Annotated in this window: 16 protein-coding genes and 1 pseudogene; 7 read left to right on the forward strand and 10 right to left on the reverse strand. The window is 65.3% G+C overall.

Features of this window, described 5'->3' with window-relative positions:
- Positions 1 to 81: 81 nt before the first annotated feature.
- The 4 genes from ACT4OC_RS11410 to murJ form a co-directional block, all read right to left on the reverse strand.
- Positions 82 to 492, reverse strand: coding sequence for a type II toxin-antitoxin system VapC family toxin (locus ACT4OC_RS11410; RefSeq protein ID WP_444839087.1), 411 nt, complete (start codon positions 490 to 492; stop codon positions 82 to 84).
- A complete protein-coding gene (locus tag ACT4OC_RS11415; RefSeq protein WP_444839088.1) occupies positions 489 to 740 on the reverse strand; it encodes a type II toxin-antitoxin system VapB family antitoxin in 252 nt (83 codons plus the stop codon). Before ACT4OC_RS11415 ends, ACT4OC_RS11410 begins: the two co-directional genes overlap by 4 nt.
- An 81-nt stretch (positions 741 to 821) precedes the next feature.
- A complete protein-coding gene (gene trpS / locus ACT4OC_RS11420) occupies positions 822 to 1,874 on the reverse strand; it encodes a tryptophan--tRNA ligase (protein ID WP_444839089.1) in 1,053 nt (350 codons plus the stop codon).
- 47 nt (positions 1,875 to 1,921) lie between these two features.
- The gene (gene murJ, locus ACT4OC_RS11425) at positions 1,922 to 3,460 is read right to left on the reverse strand and encodes a murein biosynthesis integral membrane protein MurJ (RefSeq protein WP_444839090.1); all 1,539 of its coding nucleotides are present in this window, start codon (positions 3,458 to 3,460) and stop codon (positions 1,922 to 1,924) included.
- A 252-nt stretch (positions 3,461 to 3,712) separates the two neighbouring features.
- Here murJ and ACT4OC_RS11430 point away from each other — a divergent pair, with 252 nt between their 5' ends.
- Positions 3,713 to 4,435, forward strand: coding sequence for a class I SAM-dependent methyltransferase (locus ACT4OC_RS11430; RefSeq protein WP_444839091.1), 723 nt, complete (start codon positions 3,713 to 3,715; stop codon positions 4,433 to 4,435).
- Positions 4,436 to 4,574: 139 nt separating this feature from the next.
- Complete coding sequence (locus tag ACT4OC_RS11435) at positions 4,575 to 5,576, forward strand: adenosine kinase (protein ID WP_444839092.1); 1,002 nt, start codon at positions 4,575 to 4,577, stop codon at positions 5,574 to 5,576.
- A gap of 163 nt (positions 5,577 to 5,739) precedes the next feature.
- On the opposite strand, the gene ACT4OC_RS11440 is transcribed toward ACT4OC_RS11435, so the two are convergent.
- Both ACT4OC_RS11440 and ACT4OC_RS11445 read right to left on the reverse strand, forming a co-directional pair.
- Complete coding sequence (locus ACT4OC_RS11440; protein WP_444839093.1) at positions 5,740 to 7,434, reverse strand: AMP-binding protein; 1,695 nt, start codon at positions 7,432 to 7,434, stop codon at positions 5,740 to 5,742.
- A 453-nt stretch (positions 7,435 to 7,887) separates the two neighbouring features.
- Complete coding sequence (locus tag ACT4OC_RS11445; RefSeq protein WP_444839094.1) at positions 7,888 to 9,078, reverse strand: serine hydrolase domain-containing protein; 1,191 nt, start codon at positions 9,076 to 9,078, stop codon at positions 7,888 to 7,890.
- A 359-nt stretch (positions 9,079 to 9,437) separates the two neighbouring features.
- Between ACT4OC_RS11445 and ACT4OC_RS11450 the strand changes: the two genes are divergently transcribed.
- Together ACT4OC_RS11450 and ACT4OC_RS11455 are read left to right on the forward strand one after the other, a co-directional pair.
- Entirely contained in the window at positions 9,438 to 9,758 is a 321-nt protein-coding gene (locus ACT4OC_RS11450; RefSeq protein WP_444839095.1) for a hypothetical protein, read from the forward strand.
- 192 nt (positions 9,759 to 9,950) lie between these two features.
- Positions 9,951 to 11,441: an NAD-dependent succinate-semialdehyde dehydrogenase gene (locus tag ACT4OC_RS11455; RefSeq protein WP_444839096.1), complete on the forward strand. Its 1,491-nt coding sequence runs from the start codon at positions 9,951 to 9,953 to the stop codon at positions 11,439 to 11,441.
- Between the two features lie 100 nt (positions 11,442 to 11,541).
- On the opposite strand, the gene ACT4OC_RS11460 is transcribed toward ACT4OC_RS11455, so the two are convergent.
- Entirely contained in the window at positions 11,542 to 13,740 is a 2,199-nt protein-coding gene (locus tag ACT4OC_RS11460) for an SLC26A/SulP transporter family protein (RefSeq protein WP_444839097.1), read from the reverse strand.
- Positions 13,741 to 14,008: 268 nt separating this feature from the next.
- Between ACT4OC_RS11460 and ACT4OC_RS11465 the strand changes: the two genes are divergently transcribed.
- Entirely contained in the window at positions 14,009 to 15,091 is a 1,083-nt protein-coding gene (locus tag ACT4OC_RS11465; RefSeq protein ID WP_444839098.1) for an SbmA/BacA-like family transporter, read from the forward strand.
- 31 nt (positions 15,092 to 15,122) lie between these two features.
- Here ACT4OC_RS11465 and ACT4OC_RS11470 read toward each other — a convergent pair whose 3' ends face one another.
- The 3 genes from ACT4OC_RS11470 to ACT4OC_RS11480 form a co-directional block, all read right to left on the reverse strand.
- Positions 15,123 to 15,917, reverse strand: coding sequence for a crotonase/enoyl-CoA hydratase family protein (locus ACT4OC_RS11470; RefSeq protein ID WP_444839099.1), 795 nt, complete (start codon positions 15,915 to 15,917; stop codon positions 15,123 to 15,125).
- Positions 15,918 to 16,162: 245 nt separating this feature from the next.
- A complete protein-coding gene (locus ACT4OC_RS11475) occupies positions 16,163 to 17,077 on the reverse strand; it encodes a phosphoribosylaminoimidazolesuccinocarboxamide synthase (protein ID WP_444839100.1) in 915 nt (304 codons plus the stop codon).
- Positions 17,078 to 17,113: 36 nt separating this feature from the next.
- Positions 17,114 to 18,031, reverse strand: coding sequence for a pirin family protein (locus ACT4OC_RS11480; protein WP_444839101.1), 918 nt, complete (start codon positions 18,029 to 18,031; stop codon positions 17,114 to 17,116).
- 100 nt (positions 18,032 to 18,131) lie between these two features.
- On the opposite strand from ACT4OC_RS11480, the gene ACT4OC_RS11485 reads away from it, so the two are divergent.
- Both ACT4OC_RS11485 and ACT4OC_RS11490 read left to right on the forward strand, forming a co-directional pair.
- Positions 18,132 to 19,190, forward strand: a complete 1,059-nt coding sequence (locus ACT4OC_RS11485; RefSeq protein WP_444839102.1) for a helix-turn-helix domain-containing protein — start codon at positions 18,132 to 18,134, stop codon at positions 19,188 to 19,190.
- A gap of 141 nt (positions 19,191 to 19,331) precedes the next feature.
- Positions 19,332 to 20,038: pseudogene (locus ACT4OC_RS11490) on the forward strand (serine hydrolase domain-containing protein); the annotation flags it as partial.

Raw genomic sequence — 20,038 nt, forward strand, 5'->3', positions numbered from 1 at the left:
GCATGTCCCGGTGCTGCCAAACCGGCGCATGCTGCCATACTCGCTGCGGCTTTGGGTAGGGGGAGCGTGGAGTTTCGGAGACTAGGCGCCCTGCGCAATGCCGATGTCGGTCAACGGAAAGTCGTCCCCCTTGCATAGCAGCGGCGCGTCCATCGCCTTTGCCAGTGCGTAGGCGAAGCAATCCCCATAGTTCAGCGACGCGCCATGCCCGGTTCCCTTGCCGAATCGCAGGTGTGCCGAGCGAGCCGCTTGTGCCTGATCGGGTGTCACCGGTTCTATGCGAATGCCCGCGGTCTTTAGGAAATCGTCGAGCCATCGCTCGGCCTTTTCCGGCGCGATCTTTTTCAGCCCGCGCAATACAATTGACGTCTCCACCAGATTGGCGGCGGATATGACCGGATCGTCGTCGCCGGCGATGCTTCGGGCATAGTGTTCGGCGTCCTCCTCCTGGCGGAAGATGGCGATGATCGCCGAACTATCGATCACGATCATGTCGGCAGGCCATCGTCATCGTAGCCGAGGATTTCGTCTGGGCTGCGCCCGGTATCGGGGAGAGCGGCAAACCGGCTTCCGATCGTCATCAATCGGGCCGCGATGCGGTCCGTTTGCCGACGGCGGCGCTCGCGCGCCAGGCGCTCCCGCAAGGCCAGCGTCACGGCCGAGGTCAGGCTTTCGCCGGTCAATTCGGCGAGCTCGGTTGCCAGCTTGTGGGCTTCGTCGTTCTTGATGTTCAAGTGCATCGCTGCCTCGTGGTAGAACCATACACGAATTCTACCATCAAGGCAAGAATGACTGTTTCGGAGTTCCCGGCTCCGGCGAAGTCAGCGCTGGTGGATGAAGCCGACGATATCCTTGGTCTTGCGCATGGTCTCGTCGGCGATGGCGCGGGCGCGGCCGGCGCCGTCGATCAGGATCGCATCGACATGGCCGGGATCGGCGACCAGGCGCTTCATCTCGCCGGCGATCGGCGACAATTTTGCGACGCACAGCTCGACCAGCGCGTTCTTGAAGCTGGAAAACTGCCCGCCGCCGAAATCCTTCAGCACCGCCTGCTTGGAGACGCCGGCGAGCGCCGCATAGATGCCGACGAGATTGTCGGCTTCGGGACGGGGACCGAGACCATCTTCCTCCGTCGGCAGCGGCTCCGGATCGGTCTTGGCCTTGCGGATCTTCTGCGCGATGAGGTCGGCGTCGTCGGTGAGGTTGATGCGCGAATTGTCCGACGCATCCGACTTCGACATCTTCTTGGTGCCGTCGCGCAGGCTCATCACCCGCGTCGCCGGCCCCGTGATCAGCGGCTCCGGCTGCGGAAAGTACAATCCGTCGTTGAAGCCCTGGCTGCGGATCGAATCGGCGAAGTCGTTGTTGAACTTCTGCGCGATGTCGCGCGAAAGCTCCAGATGCTGCTTCTGGTCCTCGCCGACGGGCACATGCGTGGCGCGATACAGCAGGATGTCCGCGGCCATCAGCACCGGATAGTCGTAGAGCCCGACGGAAGCGTTCTCGCGGTCCTTGCCGGCCTTCTCCTTGAACTGGGTCATGCGGCTGAGCCAGCCGACGCGGGCGACGCAGTTGAATATCCAGGCAAGCTCCGCATGGCCCGAGACCTGGCTCTGGTTGAACACGATGTGCTTCTTCGGGTCGATGCCGGCCGCGATGAACGCCGCGGTGACCTCGCGGGTGCTGCGCGCCAGTTCCGCCGGCCCGCCCCAGACCTCGACGCCTTGGGTGATCGCGTGCATGTCGACGACGCAATAGATGCAGTTATGGGTTTCCTGCAGCTTCACGAAGTTGACGATCGCGCCGAGATAGTTGCCGAGATGCAGATTGCCCGTCGGCTGGACGCCTGAAAAAACCCGTTGTGCGAACGCCATGGTTCTCGTTCCCGTCTGTATTCGCCGCGTCGTTTGCCACGGGGATTTCAGCCGCGCAAGTCGGGCCGGGAGCCTTTGAGCGCGTTAACCGTCTCGCGCCAGGAGGTGACGCCGAAAAGCTGCAAGAGCAGGCCGTAGAGCACGACGTCGGCGGCGATCAGGCCGAGGAGGCAAGCCGCCTGGACGGCGCCGTTCAGCCTTGCGATCGGCACCAGCCAGAGCGCCGCGCCCATCGCCAGCGCCGCCGCCGCAATGCGCGGCAGCCGGCGGCGCGCGGCGGCGTCGACCGAAAATCCGAACCGGGTGGCGCCCTCGCGGATCAGGGAGAGCGCGCTGCCCCAGGCGCCGAGCGCAATGCCGGCGGCGATGCCTTCCGCGCCGAAGAAGCGGCCGAACAGGTAGGCGGTCGCCAGCGCCAGCAAAATGCCCTTGAGCACGGCGAGCAGCGGCGTGGCCGTGTTTCCGCGCGCGAAGAAGGCCGGCGCCAGCGCCTTGAACAGCACCTGCGCCGGCAGGCCCAGCGCCAGCCAGGTCAGCGCGCGGGCGGTGGCAGTCGCGTCGCCCGCGGTGAAGGCGCCATGCTCGAACAACAGCCGCACGATCGGCTCGGCAAGCACCATCAGCCCCAGCGTGGCCGGCAGCGCGAGGCCTGCTGCCAGCTCGATCGCGCGCGATTGCGCATGCGCCACGGCGGCCGCATCGCCGCTTCTCTCCGCGCGCGTCAATTCTCCCACCAGCACCGTGCCCATGGCGACGCCGACAAGTCCCAGCGGCAGCTCGATCAGCCGACCCGCGAAATAGAGCCGCGACACCGCCGACGGCGCGGACGACGCAATCACCGCCGCCGCCACCATCAGGAGCTGCGGCCCGCTGCTGGCGATCATGCCGGGGACGGCATTGGCGAAGAAGCCGCGCATCTGTGCATCGAACGACACGCGCAAGGGCGTGGCGGCGGCCTCGCCCCGGCGCAGCACGAGGATCGACAGTTGCAGCAGCCCGGCAAGGCCGACGACGGCGGCGAGGATCGGCGCCGCGCGCGCCGCATCCTGTCGCCACAACAGCAGCGCCACCATCACCGCGAGCAGCGCGATGTTGAACAGCAGTGGCGAGAAGGCGGTGAGCGCAAAGCGGCCTTGCGCGTTCGTGATGGCCATCAGCACGGTCACCGGTCCCGCGAAAGCGAGATAAGGCAGCATCAGCCGGGCATCGGCGACGGCCATCGTGAGCGCCTCGCTGCCGGCAAACCCCGGCGCCAGCGCCGTGATGATCAGCGGCATGACAAGCGCGATCAACGCGGTCGCCGCGATCAGCACCGCGCTCACCGTGCCCAGCAGTTTCCCGGCAAAGGCGGCCGCGGCGAGGGCGCCCTCGGTCTCCCGCAGCCGCAGCCAGGCCGGCACCAGCGCCGCGTTCAGCGCGCCCTCGGTCAGTAGCCGCCGCACCACGTTGACGAGCTGAAACGCCACCAGGAAGGCATCCGCCACGGGGCCGGCGCCGAGCAGCGCCGCAACCATGGAATCGCGTGCGAAGCCGAGCAGCCGCGAGGCCAGCGTGCCCGTGGAGACCGTGAGGAAAGCGCGAATCATTCCGATCTCTATAGAGATCGTTGCGCTTCATGCCTATCGGGACAGCGTCCTTGGAGGCTAACGTTTCGGGAGGGTGTGTTTGACGCCGACGCAACGGCTCCCAGGTCTTGCCGTCAACGAGGTCGCTGCCGGGGTCGCCGACCCGCAATCCCGGGGAGAATTGCGCCAGAAGTCGCCCCTTGTTATGCTCGCCCCGCTGCTCGGTTTGATTGTGGACGATCAGGAAGGCGCCGCGCGCGATCCGGTGTTGATATGTCTCTGCTCAACCAAGAGTACAAGGACCTGTATTCAGGCTATTACCGCAAGGACAGTGCGCTCGAGCACAAGCGCAACCTTTCGGCAGAGTCGACCGTAGAGCACATCAGGTCGGTCGCGAACAATGCCCGCTGGCGTGTTGTCCTGGATGTTGGAGCCGGCAACGGCTCGGTTCTGTCCGGTCTCGAGAAAGCAGATCTGGCCGATGAGCTACATGCAGTTGAGATATCGGAAAGCGGCGTAGAGGCGATCTCCAGGCTTGGCCTTGAACGTCTCAAACAGGCCACGGTGTTTGACGGTTATCATATTCCATACCCGGACGGGTTTTTCGATCTGGCAATTTGCATTCACGTTCTTGAACACGTCGAGCACGAGCGCATACTGCTGCGTGAACTGGCTCGCGTCGCCAGGGAGGTCATCCTGGAGGTGCCGCTGGAGGGCGGCTTCAACATCGCCAAGAGCATCCGCCAAACCGCCAGGTATGGGCACATCAATCACTACACGCCGAGGGGATTTCTATTCCTGCTGGAAACGGCCGGTCTCCAGCCGGTGCAGGATTTGATCACGACCTCTTCGTCAGCCTATGAGCGGCACCTCTATGGCCATGTGCGAGGAACGGTCAAGAACGCGATCCGGCGCGGACTGCTTAGGATCGCGCCGCGATTGGCGCCGCTGTTTCTGGTTTATCTCTTCACGGTCAGGTGCGCTCGGCGCCAATAGCCTGCTGCCGCGCCGGCATGTCCGGAAAAGTGGGCACCGGTTTTCCGACCGGATCATGCGCAAACGAGGCCGCTTGCCTTGATGCCACGCGGGGGAACGTGATAACCGCGGGCCACCATTTCAAAGCGGGATACGGTTAATGGCTGAGGCGAAGTACGACGTGCTGGGGATCGGCAATGCGATCTTCGACGTGCTGGTGCGCACCGACGAGAAGTTTCTGGCCGACCACGGTATGACCAAGGGCGGCATGGCGCTGATCGACGAGGCGCGGGCGGCCTCAATCTACCGCGACATGGGCCCGGCCACCGAAATGTCCGGCGGCTCGGCTGCCAACACCATCGTCGGCGTCGCCAATCTCGGCGCGCGCGCCGCCTATGTTGGCAAGGTCAAGGACGACCAGATCGGCAAACTCTATACCCACGACATCCGCGCCGCCGGCGTCGCCTATGAGACGAAGCCGGCTGCCGATGGTGCCGCCACCGGCTGCTCCTACATCCTGGTGACGCCGGACGGCGAGCGCACCATGAACACCTATCTCGGCGCCGCGCAGGACCTGACGCCCGCCGACATCGACGCGGCGCAGATCGAGGCTTCGCGCATCGTCTATCTCGAAGGCTATCTGTGGGATCCGAAGAGCGCCAAGGAAGCCTTCGTGAAGGCGGCGACGATTGCGCATGGTGCCGGCCGCCAGGTTGCATTGACGCTGTCGGATTCCTTCTGCGTCGATCGCTATCGCGAAGAATTCCTCGACCTGATGCGCAAGGGCACGGTCGACCTGATCTTCGCCAACGAATCGGAATTGCATTCGCTCTATCAGACGTCGGACTTCGATACGGCGCTGAAGCAGCTCGGTGCCGACACCAAACTCGCCGTCGTCACCCGCAGCGAAAAGGGCTGCGTGGTTGTGTCAGCCGACGGCGTCGTCGCCGTGCCCGCCTTCCCGATCGAGGAGATGGTCGACACCACCGGCGCCGGCGATCTCTTCGCGGCCGGTTTCCTGTTCGGCCTCGTCCGCAACGCCGGCCATCACAAGGCCGGCCGGCTCGGCGCGCTCGCCGCTGCCGAAGTGATCCAGCACATCGGCGCCCGGCCGCTGGTCTCGTTGAAGGAGCTGGCGCAGCAGCAGGGATTGCCGGTGTAGGATTGCCGAGCGCGCGCTCTCTCAACTCGTCATGGCCGGGCATAGCCGTCCGAAGGACGGCGTCGCTTCCGCTCGCCTATGCCCGGCCATCCACGTCTTTTGCGGCGGCAAGGAAGTTAAGGCGTGGATGCCCGGGTCAAGCCCGGGCATGACGAACAATCTCTCACGCCGTCTTCGCCGCCTTCAGGCCGAGCCGCGCCTCGACGGCATCGCGCATCATGAATTTCTGGATCTTTCCGGTCACCGTCATCGGGAATTCGTCGACGAATTCGACATAGCGCGGGATCTTGTTGTGCGCGATCTGGCCCTGGCAGAACGCGCGGACCTCTTCCGCCGTCAGGCTCTCGCCCGGCCGCGTCCTGATCCAGGCGCACAGCTCCTCGCCATAGCGGTCGTCGGCGACGCCGAAAATCTGCACGTCCTGGATCTTCGGATGGCGATAGAGGAATTCCTCGATCTCGCGCGGGTAGAGATTCTCGCCGCCGCGGATCACCATGTCCTTGATGCGGCCGACGATGTTGCAATAGCCCTCCGCGTCGATGACGGCGAGATCGCCGGTGTGCATCCAGCCGTTGGCGTCCAGCACGTCGGCGGTCTTCTCGCGCTCGTCCCAATAACCCAGCATGATGCTGTAGCCGCGGGTGCAGAGCTCGCCGCGCTCGCCGCGCGGCACGATCCGGCCCTCGAGGTCGACGACCTTGACCTCGACATGGGGATGCACGCGCCCGACGGTGGAGACGCGGCGCTGCAGCGGATCGTCCACCGCGCTCTGGAAGCTCACCGGGCTGGTCTCGGTCATACCGTAGGCGATCGTCACCTCGCCCATGTTCATCTCGTTGTTGACGCGCTTCATCACCTCGACCGGGCAGGGGGCTCCCGCCATGATGCCGGTGCGCAGCGATTTCAGGTCGAAGCGCGAGAACTCGGGATGATCGAGCTCGGCGATGAACATGGTCGGCACGCCGTAGAGCGCCGTGCACTTCTCCTGCTCGATGGTCTGCAGCGTGACCAGGGGATCGAAGCCCTCGCCGGGATAGACCATGGCGGCGCCGAGCGTAACGGATGCGAGATTGCCCATCACCATGCCGAAGCAATGATAGAGCGGCACCGGGATGCAGATGCGGTCGCGTTCGGTCAGGCGCATCGCGCGGCCGACGAAATAGCCGTTGTTGAGGATATTGTGGTGGGTCAGCGTCACGCCCTTGGGCGAGCCCGTCGTGCCGCTGGTGAACTGAATGTTGACGGGATCGTCGAATTGCAGCGCCTTGCCGAGCGCGGCAAGCTGCTCGCGGTGCCGCGCGCCGCCCATGGCGGCGACCTCGTCAAAGGCCAGCGCGCCGGGACAGAGCGGCCCGCCGATCTGGATCACCGCGCGCAGGTTCGGCAGCCTTGCAGCGCGCAGGTTTCCGGGCTGCGACGCTGCAAGCTCAGGCAGCAGCGTGTTGAGCATCTCCATGTAGTTGCTGGTCTTGAAGGCGGTCGCCGCCACGATCGCCGAGCAACCGACCTTGGCCAGCGCGAATTCGAGCTCGCTGAGACGGTAGGCGGGATTGATGGTGACGAGGATCAGCCCGGCACGGGCGGCCGCGAATTGCGTCAGCGCCCATTCCGGGCGGTTCAGCGACCAGATGCCGATCCGCGCCCCGCGCTCCAGCCCGAGCGCGAGGAAGCCGGCGGCGAGCGCATCGACGCGCCCGGCAAATTCCTTCCATGTCCAGCGCACGCCATGGCTCGGCGACACCAGCGCCTCCCGGTCGCCCCAGCGCGATACCGCCCTGTCCAGGCTGCGCCCGATGGTTTCGCCCAGCAGCGGAGCGTCGGAGATGCCGCAAACATAGCTGTCGGCTGTATCTGGCACCGTCGTTTCTCCCTGCCTCGTGGCTCGGGAACCACTATACCCCATGTTCAAAAGAAGTCCCGGCGCTATCTGTTTACCTCGCTCCGCGTGCGGCAGGGCAATCGCATATGAAAGAGAACGCGACGGGCGGTGCCTTTGCGGCCCATCCTTCGAGACGCCCGCCTTTGGCGGGCTCCGCAGGATGAGGCCTTTTTCGCGGCGAGATCTTAGACCCTCATGGTGAGGAGCGCCGCTCGCGGCGAACCAAGGAGGCCGAGGACCTTCGCGGCCGCCAAGCGCATATGCGATAGCCCTGCCGCTTGCGGGGAGGGTCGAAATTCGCGGAAGCGAATTTCGGGTGAGGGGAGCATCCGCAAAGCCGGTGCGTGCAAGTATCCGAAATCACCGCCGATGCCGCACCTCCCCTCACCCTAACCCTCTCCCCGCGAAAGAGCGGGGAGAGGGAAAAGCAAATTACGCCGCCTTCTGTCCGCTGCCGGCGCCGAGCCCGGCATAGATGCCGCGCTCGAATCCGGCGAAGGCTTCCAGGCACGCCTTGTCGGCGAATGGCAACAGCTGCATCAGGATCACGCCGGCGACGTTGCGCGACGGATCGATCCAGAAATAGGTGTTGGCGAGGCCCGCCCAGGCGAGGCTGTTCGGACTGCGGCCTTCCGGCGTCTGCGCGGTGTTGATCAGGAAGCTCAGGCCCCACTTCTTCGACATGCCGGGATAGAGGTCGACGTCGTTGGTGTAGACCGGCGCCACCGTCGTCATCTTGCCCACCTCGATCGCGCCGATGTGGTTCTGGCTCATCAGCGCCACGGTCTCGGGCTTCAGCACCTGGTTGCCGTTACCCTTGCCCTTGTCCAGGATCATCTGGGTGAACTTGATGTAGTCGGCTGCCGTACCGTACAGGCCGCCGCCGCCCATGTGGAATTCCGGATTCTGCTCCAGCTCGAACGGAATCGGTCCCAGTCCTTCCGGGGCGCGCGCATGCATGCCGACCAGACGCTTGCGCATGGAATCGCTGATCTTGAAGGCGGTGTCGTTCATGCCGAGCGGCGCGAGCAGATTGTCACGCAGATAGGCATCGAGCTTCTTGCCGGATACTGCTTCTACTGCCTTGCCGACGAAGTCGATGTTGGTACCGTAATCCCAGCGTGTGCCGGGATCGTACGCGAGCGGCGTCTTCAGTGCGGCGTTCTGGCAGGTGATGATCCCCGGCGTTCCCGTCTTCTCCAGATACATCGCCATGTTGCCGTTCCACATGTCGTAGACGAAGCCCGCGGTGTGCGTCATCAGCTGGCGCAGCGTGATCGCGCCCTTGGCCGGCCGCAGTTTCGGGTTGCCGCTGGCATCGAATCCCTCCAGCACCTGCGGCGAGGCGAGATCGGGCAGCAATTTGCCGATCGGCTCGTCGAGGGCGAGCTTGCCCTGCTCGACCAGCTGCATGCCGGCGGCCGTCGTGATCGCCTTGGTCATCGAGGCGATCCAGAACACGCTGTCGGCGGTCATGGCATCGTCCTTGCCGAGGTCGCGCTTGCCGAACGCGCCCTGGTAGATGGTCTCGCTTGCGGTGGCCGCCATCGCAACGACGCCGGGGATTTCCCTGGCGTCGCATTTCTGGCGCAACAGCTGGTCGATTTCGGACTTAGTCTGCATGGGGTCGCCTCCGTAAGACTATTGTTTTAGAGCGCGGCGATCCTCCTCCCGCTTCTTTCGTCCGGCAAGCGCGCGCCATTCGCGCGGGCCCAAGGTCGCGATTTCGTGATGAGCCGACGGGAAGGACGGGCCGGGGTGGGCCGAAGCGAGACCAATCTGCAACACTTCGCCACAATCTGCGGTGGATGGCGGGCAAGATCGGTGACATCGGCTTTTCCGAGGCGGTATCTTCAGCGTACCGAAAACCGGCCAGAGTTTGTTGCGTAAAGCATTACAATTGCAGTGCAAATAACGCCGAGGCGCGAACGCCCGGCGCGCGCGTTCAGCGGCAATGATTTTTTTGTTACAGGGGTTAGGCCATGATCTCGAAGTGGAGCGAATGGAAGCGCTACCCGCGGCCCGGCCGCGGTGAGAATATCGAAGCCCCGATCACGCCGGGCATCTACGAAGTCCGCATCGCCGGCTCTGGCGCGCTGCATTCGTTCGATGCGGTCGACAACGTCGCCATGGCGCTCGCGATGCTGCAGGTCGGCTCGCGCTCCTGGTTCGGCCGCCGCGATCCCGCCTCGCTCCCCGAGCTCGAATACCGCACCTGCGCCACTTCGACCCGCGCCGACGCCAAGGCCGCCGCCGAGCGCATGATCGGCCGCCGCGAAACGTATATGAGCGGCGCGGCGTAGGCCGTCATTCCGGGGCTCGCGAAGCGAGAACCCGGAATCTCGAGATTCCGGGTCTGGTCCTTCGGACCATCCCGGAATGACAGCGACAAATTTCAAAAATGCTTGAAATGGCCGCCCCTTGGCGGCCGATGCGCTGCCGGCCGTTTGCGCCTATACTCGGACCAACCTTCAAGAAAATCCGAGGAGAAGCCCATGACCCCGACCGCCGCCCGCGCCCGCACCTCCGCCCCCTCGCTGCGCGACCGGTTGAAGGACCCCTCGCTCCTGAAAGACCGCTGCTACATCGATGGCGCCTGGGTCGGCACGCCCTCGCGCCCCGTCACCAATCCCGTCAACGGCGTCGAACTGGCAAAAGTGCCGGTCATGAGCACGGCCGAGACGACCCACGCCGTCGAAGCCGCCGAGCGCGCCTTCCCGGCATGGGCCAAGCTCACCGCCAAGCAGCGCTCCAATATCCTGCGCAAATGGTTCGAGCTGATCGCCGCCAACCGCGAGGACCTCGCGCTGATCCTCACCTCCGAGCAGGGCAAGCCGCTGGCGGAGGCGCTCGGCGAAGTCGACATCGGCGGCGCCTATGTCGAGTTCTTTGCCGAGGAAGCCCGACGCGTCTATGGCGAGACCATCCCGACGCAGCGGCCGGACGCGCGCCTCCTGGCGATCAAGCAGCCGATCGGCGTCTGCGGCGCCATCACGCCGTGGAACTTCCCCTGCTCGATGATCACCCGAAAGGTGTCGCCCGCGCTCGCCGCCGGCTGCCCCGTGGTGATCAAGCCCGCCAACGAAACGCCGCTCACCGCGCTGGCGCTGGCTGCGCTCGCCGAAAAGGCCGGCGTGCCCAAGGGCGTGTTCAACATCCTGACCGGCAATTCGTCCGCGATCGGCAAGGTGCTGTGCGAGCATCCCGCCGTGCGTTTCGTCGGCTTCACCGGCTCCACCGAGGTCGGCAAGATCCTGTATCAGCAGGCCTCCGTCGGCGTGAAGAAGCTTGGGCTGGAACTCGGCGGCAACGCGCCCTTCGTGGTGTTCGACGATGCCGACATCGATGCCGCGGTGGAAGGCGCCATGGTCTCGAAATATCGCAACATGGGCCAGACCTGCGTCTGCGCCAACCGCCTCTATGCGCAGGACAAGATCTACGACGAGTTTGTGGAGAAGCTTTCGAAGAAGGTCGCGGCGATGAAGATCGGCGACGGCACCGAGGCCGGCGTCGTGCAGGGCCCGCTGATCAACATGGATGCGGTGCTGAAAGTCGAGAAGCACATCGATAACGCCGTGAAGGGCGGCGCGAAGATCGTCACCGGCGGCAAGCGCCATGCGCTCGGCGGCAGCTTCTTCGAGCCGACGGTGCTGGCCAACGTCAAGGCGGACGCGCTGGTCGCGCATGAAGAGACCTTCGGCCCGCTCGCGCCGGTGTTCCGCTTCAAGGACGAGGCCGACGTGATCGCGATGTGCAACAATTCGCCGTTCGGGCTTGCGTCCTACTTCTACTCCCGCGACCTCGGCCGCGTCTGGCGCGTGGCGGAAGCGCTGGAGACCGGCATGGTCGGCGTCAACACCGGCCTCATCACCACCGAAGTCGCCCCGTTCGGCGGCGTCAAGGAATCGGGCTTGGGGCGCGAAGGCTCGCATCACGGCATGGAAGAATACGTCGAGATCAAATACGTGATGATGGCGGGGGTGTAGCTCCGTCATCGCGGCACTCTCAACTGTCGTCCCGGACAAGCGAGCGTAGCGAGCGCGATCCGGGATCCATAACCACAGCCCGTCAATTGTTTGAACGCGGCTATCTCCGTAACACGGCGATCATCCGGTTGGCGAAGGTCAGCCGCTCCGCCATCACGCTCATGAAATAAGTCAGCAGCTTCTGGCTGAGCTGCGGCTGCTCGGTCTTTATCGCCTCGAAATGGGGCGTACTCAGTACATAGAGCACGCTCGCCACCTCGGCCTGGATGGTGGCGCTGCGCGGCGCGCCGGAGACGAGCCCCATCTCGCCGATCGTGGTGTAGCGGCCGAGGCTGCGCACCCGCGTCAGCCTACCCCTCTCGCCCGGGATCATCACGCCGACGCGGCCGTCGAGGATGAAGTGCATGGAATCGGCCGCCGCGCCCGCACTTACGACGACGTCGCCCTCCGCGACCTCGAGCCGCTCGCAACGGTGCATCAGCTCCTCGGCATCGTGTTCGTTGCCGAGCATCTGCGTGAACCAGTCGCGCAGGTCCGCCTGTTCCTCCGTCTGCCCCCGGTGCCTGGCGATGATCTCGTTCTCGCACCATTCCAGCGCATGATCGAGCTCAGGCACGACGTGGACGTCGCCGGAGAGAAATCCGCTCGACCGCAGGACCTTCTCGGTGGAGGCCGCAAGATGCACCAGCACCAGCCGGACGCCGCGCTCGTCGGCGGCGCGCTTGATCTGGGTAAAGCTGTGGGCGGCCGACGAATCGATGCCGGTCACGAGCTTGAAGTCGAATAGCAGATAGCGGCACTCCGGGTGCCGCTGCAGCAGCGCCTTGACGTGCTGCGACAGCCGGTTGGCCGAACCGAAGAACAGGTAGCTCTGCAGGTTCAGCCCCTGTATCGCGCCACCATGCGCCGAAAGCACCGCCTGATCGTCGCGCGAGCGGTCGAGCGAGCTGCGATATTCCGAGCCGTCAAAGTGGAATTTGATGGAATCGACCCGCGAGGCGCTCAGCGCAAAGGTCGCGCAACCGATGATGACGCCGATCAGCACGCCCGGCACGAAGCCCCATTGCACGATGATGACGATGATCGCGAGCAGGGACAGATATTCGGTGGCCGACAACCGCTTGCGCGATTCGACGATCCATCTGTGCAGCTGATCGGCGCCGAGATAGATCAGCAGCCCGCCAAGCACGAATTTCGGGATCAGGCCGAGCAGGCTTGGCGCCTCCGCCAGCATCAACAGCGCGATCGCCGCCGCGGTCAGGCCGGCCAGCCGCCCGCGGGCGCCGGTGCTGAAGCTCAGGATGGTGCGGCTCACCGAAACGCAGCCCGTGTAGCCGCCGACGGCGCCGGCCAGCATGTTGCCCAACCCGGTGACATTGAGCTCGCGCTCCAGATCGGCGTCGCGTTGCGTTGCGACCTCGATGCCGGCGGTGTTGAACAGTGTGCTCGACGCCGTGACGAAGACGACGGCGACAAGGTCGGCGGAGAGGTCGGCGAAGATGCGCCACGGATAATCGCCGATCTCGGCCCAGGGCAGCATCAGCGTGATCTGCGGCGGCGGCGCGAACACCCAACCGGCCGCCTGTGCCTCCGCCGGTGAAACACCCGCGATCCGGAATCCGATGTGGCCAAGCACGACGCCCGCGACCAGGATCAGCGGCAGCCCGACCGGGCTGCGCGAGCGATGCCAGGCCAGATATAGCACGAGCGCCATGATGCCGGCCGCGCCGAGTTCGAGCAGCGCGGTCGCGTTGGCAAATTCGCCGAGGGTGGCGAACTGCAGGCGATGGCCGGTGATCACCTTGACGGCGCCGAGCAGGATCAGGCAGCCGGTGGCGCCCAGGAAGCCGCCGACCACGGGATAGGGCACGTAGCGGATCGCGCGGCCCATTCGCGTCACGCCGAAGCCGCACATCACCAGGCCGGTCACAAGGCTCGCAAGGCTGAGCGTGATCAACGTCGGCGGAAGCAAGGGCGCGGAAGGGCTGGCGGCCATCAGCCGCTCGACGAATGCGGCGGCCAGGATTCCGGTCATCGCCGCAGTCGACGAATCCGGCGCGGCGATGCCGAACGGGACCGAACTGCCGAGCGCGATGACAGCGGCCAGCACCGCCGACGAGACGAAGGTGGCGGCAACGCCGTAGGCGAGATATGGCGCCAGCGGGCCGGAAAAGATCAGCAGCGAATACGACAGCCCAAACGCGATGGTCAGCACGCTGGCGGCGGTGCCGCCAAACACGTCGCTGATCGCCGAATCTGCCTTGACGCCTGCAATGAACGAACGAAATCGACGAGCCACCGTATAATCCGTACTCATGCAATCGGTACTCAAATGAAGAGCGAAGGGACGATGACGAGGAAAGCTCATCGCCCTCCAAACCGGTCGATACTGGTAGACGACCGCGGTCCGCCCGCAAACAGAAATTTTGCCGGCGGGGGCGGCGAGCCGCGCAAGCCCGGCGGATTGACTCAGGTCAAGGGGAGGCGGCCGCGTCTGCCTAATCTGCCGGCTTGAAGGAACTCGGGCCATTGCATCCCGTGGCCATGGCCGACACCACGCCAAGGATATGTTGAGACGAACCTATCTTGCGCCGGACGAGAGGCAGCTTCTGCTCCGCTTCTGGCAGAGCGCCTCCGGATACTGGCGGGGCCGCTCGGCCTGGAAGCCGTGGCTGGTCGCGGTCGCGTTGGTCGCGACCGTGCTGCTGCAATTGCTGACCCAGTACAAGATCAACTTCTGGAACCGCGACTTCTTCGATGCCATCGGCCGCCGCGACGAGGCGGGGCTGTGGATCCAGGCCGCGCGATTCGTGCCGCTCGCCGTCGCCAGCCTGTCGCTTGCGGTGTTTTCGGTCTGGGGCCGCATGACCATGCAGCGCGACTGGCGCCAATGGCTGAGCAACCATCTCTACGACTACTGGCTCGGTAACGATCGCCAGGTCAGGCTGAAATTCGCGGTCACCGAACATCAGGCTCCGGAATTCCGCATTGCCGAGGATGCCCGGGTCGCGACCGATCTCCCGGTCGATCTGATGCTCGGATTGTTCTCATCGCTGCTCACCCTGGTCACCTTCATCGGCGTGCTCTGGTCGGTGGGCGACGGCTTGCCGCTCGCTTTAGGCGGCACGACCGTCACCATTCCCGGCTATCTCGTCATTGCCGTCATCCTCTATTCCCTCCTGCTCTCGCTCGCGATGTGGCTGATCGGGCGGCACCTGACGCAGGTCATGGAGGACTACAAGCGCACCGAGGCCGAGCTGCGCTCGATCGGCACTCACCTGCGCGAGACCGGCGAGGGCACCGCCCTGCCCGACGGGAAGAAGGACGGGCGCCAGGCCATCGGCGCGGCGTTGAAGGCGGTGATCGAAGTCTGGCGCCGGTACCTCTGGCAGCTGATGCGCATAACCGTGGTCAGCCACACCAATACTCTGGTCACGCCGATCATCGGCCTCTTGCTGTGTACGCCGAAATATCTGGCCGGCACCATGTCTCTCGGCGAAGTGGTGCAGGCCGCGGCCGCCTTCGTCGTGGTGCAGACCGCCTTCAACTGGTTCACCGACAATTACGCCAGACTCGCGGAGTGGGCGGCTTCCGCCAACCGCGTGGCGTCGCTGCTGCTGGCGCTGGACGAGACCGACACCGGGGCATGATCCGGAAAGCGCGTACCTATCGGTACGCCTCCTAGTCCTCGCTGAACGCGCCGTGACGGCCGACGCCGGAGGCAAAGCGCGCCGCGCCCGAGAACGTTTCGCCCGACGCTATCACTTCCAGCCCGCCGCGCATCTCGTTGGCGATGGCTTCCTCCTCCGAAAGATCCCATTGCCGCAGCGCCGACAGGCGGTCGGCACGAAGACATGTCTGCGGGAAGCGCGCGATCTCCTGGGCCAGCGCGATCGCCTGCGCGCAGGCTTCGCCCCGGCCGACCACGCGGTTGGCAAGCCCCATGCGCAGCGCCTCCTGCGCGCCGACGGGGCGGCCGGTGAGGATCAGGTCCATCGCCTGCGAATGTCCGATCAGCCGCGGCAGGCGGATGGTGCCGAGGTCGATCAGCGGCACGCCGAAGCGGCGGCAGAAGATGCCGAAGGTCGCATCGTCGGCCACCACGCGCATGTCGGCCCACAGCGCCAGCTCCATGCCGCCCGCGACCGCATAGCCCTCGACCGCCGCGATCACCGGCTTCGACAGCCGCAGCCGGCTCGGCCCCATCGGCGCGATGGTGTCGAAGCCGCCGAGCTCGCGCTTCTTCTCGGGATCGCCGGCGGCGACCTTCTTGAGATCGGCGCCGGCGCAGAAATGGCCGCCGGTGCCGGTGAACACGGCAACGGAGGCGTCCTCGTCGGCATCGAAAGCGAGGAAGGCATCGTAGAGCTTGCGCGCGGTGGCGCCGTCCACGGCATTGCGGCAATGCGGACGGTTGATGGAGATGACGGTCACCGCGCCCTCGCGGTCGACCAGCACGGAATTCTCTTCGGACATCGGCGCCTCCCGTTTTTGTGCGGCCAGCCTAGCTAGCCTCCGGTCCCAGGCAACTCCATCGCGACGTGCGGATGGGCCCCGGTCTCATCCTACAGCATGCAGCGCCGGCGCCCGGCCTACTTTGCATGGGGTTGTTTTCGCGATTTTATTAGTCCGTAAGGCGGATTAGCGTTAGCGAAATCCGCCGCTCTTCCGTGGGCCCACCTGTAGCGGATTACGCCTTCGGCTAATCCGCCTTACATGGCTCAAATCTTCAACTCCTGACCCGTCACCCGCCGATACGCTTCGAGGTACCGCTTGCTCGTCGCGTCCACCACGCTTCCCGGCAGTTTTGGCGCGGGCGCATCGCCGTTCCAGCGGCCGGCCTTGCGCTCGGCGTCGAGATAGTCGCGCAGCGGCTGCTTGTCGAAGCTCGGCTGCGGCTGGCCGGGTTTGTAGGCGTCGGTTGCCCAGAACCGCGAAGAGTCCGGCGTCATCACCTCGTCGATCAGGATGACGCGCTCGTCCTTGTCGCGGCCGAACTCGAACTTGGTGTCGGCAATGATGATGCCGTGATCGCGCGCGATCTTCTCGCCCAGCGTATAGACCGTGCGCGCCATCTGCTCGAGCTTGTGCGCGACCTCCTCGCCGACGATCTCGCGCATGCGGGACACTGTGATGTTCTCGTCATGGCCGGTCTCGGCCTTGGTGGCCGGGCTGAAGATCGCCGGCTCCAGCCTGGCGCTCTCGGTGAGGCCATCCGGCAGTCTTTCGCCGGCGAGCGTACCCTGCGCGGCATACTCCTTCCACGCAGAGCCGGAGATGTAGCCGCGGATCACGCATTCGACCGGAAACACCGTGGTGCGCTTGCACAGCATGGCGCGGCCCACGATGTCGGCGCGATGGTTCTTCAGATCGGGCACTTCCTCGATGATCGCATCCGCATCCGCACTGATCATGTGATGCGGCACCACGCTTTCCAGCCGCTTGAACCACCAGGCGCTGATCTGCGTCAGCACCGCGCCCTTCATCGGGATGGTCTCGGCCATCACCACGTCGAAGGCGCTGATGCGATCGGTGGTGAGCAGCAGAACGCGATCCTCGCCCACGGCGTAGATGTCGCGCACCTTGCCGCGCCCGATGCGCGGCAAAGGCAGATCGCTGGCGAGCATGGTGTTCATGAGAACCTCTCCGCGTTCAAGAGGAGAGGGATTAGCCTACTCTGGCAGCGGAATGAACCCATGTTCCTGCGGAACAGCGGCGAATCGCCCGGTTTTCCAGTCCTGTTTGGCCTGCTCGATGCGTTCCTTGCTGGAGGAGACGAAATTCCACCAGATATGCCGCGGTCCTTCCAGCGCATCGCCGCCGAGGAACATCATTCGTGTCGGCTTTGTGGCTGTTGCCGTGATGCGGTCGCCGGGCCGGAAGATCAGGAGGCGCGGGCCCTCGTAGCGCTCGTTCGCGATCTCGATCTCGCCGTCGACGACATAGATGGCGCGTTCCTCGTGATCGGGATCGAGCGGCAGGCTGGTCCCCGCCTGTGCCGTCACTTCCGTGTAGAACCAGGGCGAGACCATGCTGACCGGCGACGTCGCGCCAAAGGCGGAGCCCGCGATGATGCGCGCGGTGAAGCCGCTGTCCCTTACGGTCGGCAGGCTCTCGGCGGCATAATGCTGGAACGACGGCGCGATCTCTTCGGATGCCTGCGGCAGCGCGATCCAGCTCTGCAGGCCCAGCATCTTCTGCCCGTCGCGCCGCTGCACGTCCGGCGTGCGTTCGGAATGCGCGATGCCGCGGCCGGCCGTCATCAGGTTCATGGCGCCGGGCTGGATCTCCTGGATGTTGCCCTCGCTGTCGCGATGCATGATCGAGCCGTCGAACAGATAGGTGACGGTGGCAAGCCCGATATGCGGATGCGGCCGCACGTCCATGCCTCGGCCTGCCATGAACTGCACCGGGCCGAAATGATCGAAGAAGATGAAGGGCCCGACCATCTGCCGCCTGCCGTGCGGCAGCGCGCGCCGCACCGCAAAGCCGTCGCCGAGATCGCGGGTGCGCGGCACGATGGTGAGATCGAGGGCGTCGCAGGTGCTGACATCGCCGAGCACGGGATCATTGGAGGGAAGCCAGCTCATGACGGCACTCCTTGTTTATCAGTTTGCTTCTACAAATTGAACAGTACCGCTGTCTGCACTAAGTTTGGAAACCAGCAGCAACTCTAGTTGAACAATTTTGATGTCTCACGCCGCCCTTGATCTTTCCCTCCGCGCTGCAACCGTCGCCATGCTGCTGGTGCTGGCGGCGACACTGTTCCGCGACTTCCGCCATGTCTTGGCCGGCCGCCTTGCGGCTGCTTTTGCGCTGGGTTCGGCCGCGCATGCGGTGACTTACGCGATCGGCACTCCGCCGCCCGTGCCGCTCTGGCGCGCGCCGATCATTGCGCTGTCGACCGGCAACATCGTGGTGTTCTGGCTGTTCACCCGCGCGCTGTTCGACGAGTCCTTCCGGCTGCGCTGGCGGCACGCCGCGATCTGGCTCGCAGTCGCCGCGTTCAGCCTGGTCAACTGCACGTTCCTTGCTGCCTCGCCTGGTAGCGGCGCGCGCCTCTCCCTGATCTCGATCAACCTGCTCGTGCTCGGCTTCATCGCGCTCGCGCTGGTGCAGACATTTGCCTCCTGGTCCGCCGATCTGGTGGAGGACCGCCGTCGCGTTCGCGTCTTCATCGTGGTCGCTGCCGCGCTCTATGGCGGGCTCAATGCGGTGCTGCATCTGACGGTCCCGGGCGGCCATGCCGCCGAGATCGCCAGTGCCGCAAATGGTGCTCTGCTCGCCGGCGTCGTCGCCGCGATCTGTGTTGCCATGCTCCGCGTCGGCGGCGCGGAAGTGTTCGCAGCGGCGCCTGCCGCGAGCGAAGCGGCACCGCAGGCCGACACCGGCGCGGCGGACCGGAAGCTGGTCGATGCGTTGATGCGGCTGATGGCGGACGAGCGGATCTACCGCCACGACAACGTCACCATCGGTTCGCTGGCGACAAAACTCTCGATCCCCGAATACCGGCTGCGGCGGCTGATCAACCAGAAGCTCGGCTATCGCAATTTCAACGTCTTCCTCAACAACCACCGCATCGAGGAGGCCAAGGCCGCGCTCGCCGACCCCGCGCAGGCGCAAGTGTCGGTCATCACCATCGCGATGGACGCGGGCTTTGCCTCGCTCGGCCCCTTCAACCGCGCCTTCAAGGCGACCACGGGGGTGACGCCGACCGAGTATCGGCGACAGCGCGGGATTGCCGCCTGATCTCCATTCGATTGTAATTTCAAGACTATTTCGAAATCGGCGAGACGCCTTCGGGAGTCGGCGAGGCCGTTTCCATAATCCGGCGAGCGGGAGGGCCCAGCTTGGGGCTCATGGGGCACATCCCCAGCAGGAAGCCCCCTCATGACCCGCAAGAAGCTGTTTCTCGTCCTCGCCGCCTCCACCGCGCTGAGCGCGCTCGCGCTGTCGGCAGCCCGCGCCCGCGACGTGCCGAAGGTTGCGACCGGATACGTCGCCAACATCGTATGCACCGAGACTTTCGTGTCCGGCCTCGATCCCGCGCGCGTGTTCGCCGAGACGACCTCGGCGATGCCGGGCGTCAGCCTGATTGCCTGGGCGCTCGACTATCGCGTCGACCGCGTGCGCAAGGATGTCACGGTGACGCTGTTTGGGCTCGGCCAGAGCCACGCGGTCTATCGCGGCGACGGGCTGGGCTGTTATCTCGATCACGGCGGCGCCGTCGCCGACATTGCGCTGCCGCCGGTGGACGTGAAGCCGCTGCCGCCGGAAATTGCCGGCGCTTCGGTCGTGGCGCCGCGGTCGCCGCAACTGGCCAATGCACTCGACCGCGCCTTCGCCGAGCCGGACAAGGCGACGCCGCGCAACACACGCGCGATCGTGGTGATGAAGGACGGGCGCCTCATCGCCGAGCGTTATGCCGAAGGTATCGGCATCGATACGCCGCTGCTCGGCTTCTCCGCCACCAAGTCGGTGATGTCGGCGCTCGCTGGAATCATGGTGCGCAAGGGCGTGCTGAAGCTGCACGAGCCGGCGCCGATCGCGGCGTGGCAGGGTGCTGACGATCCGAGGCGCGCGATCACGCTCGATCA

Source organism: Bradyrhizobium sp., from assembly GCF_052389815.1.
Lineage (GTDB): Bacteria > Pseudomonadota > Alphaproteobacteria > Rhizobiales > Xanthobacteraceae > Bradyrhizobium.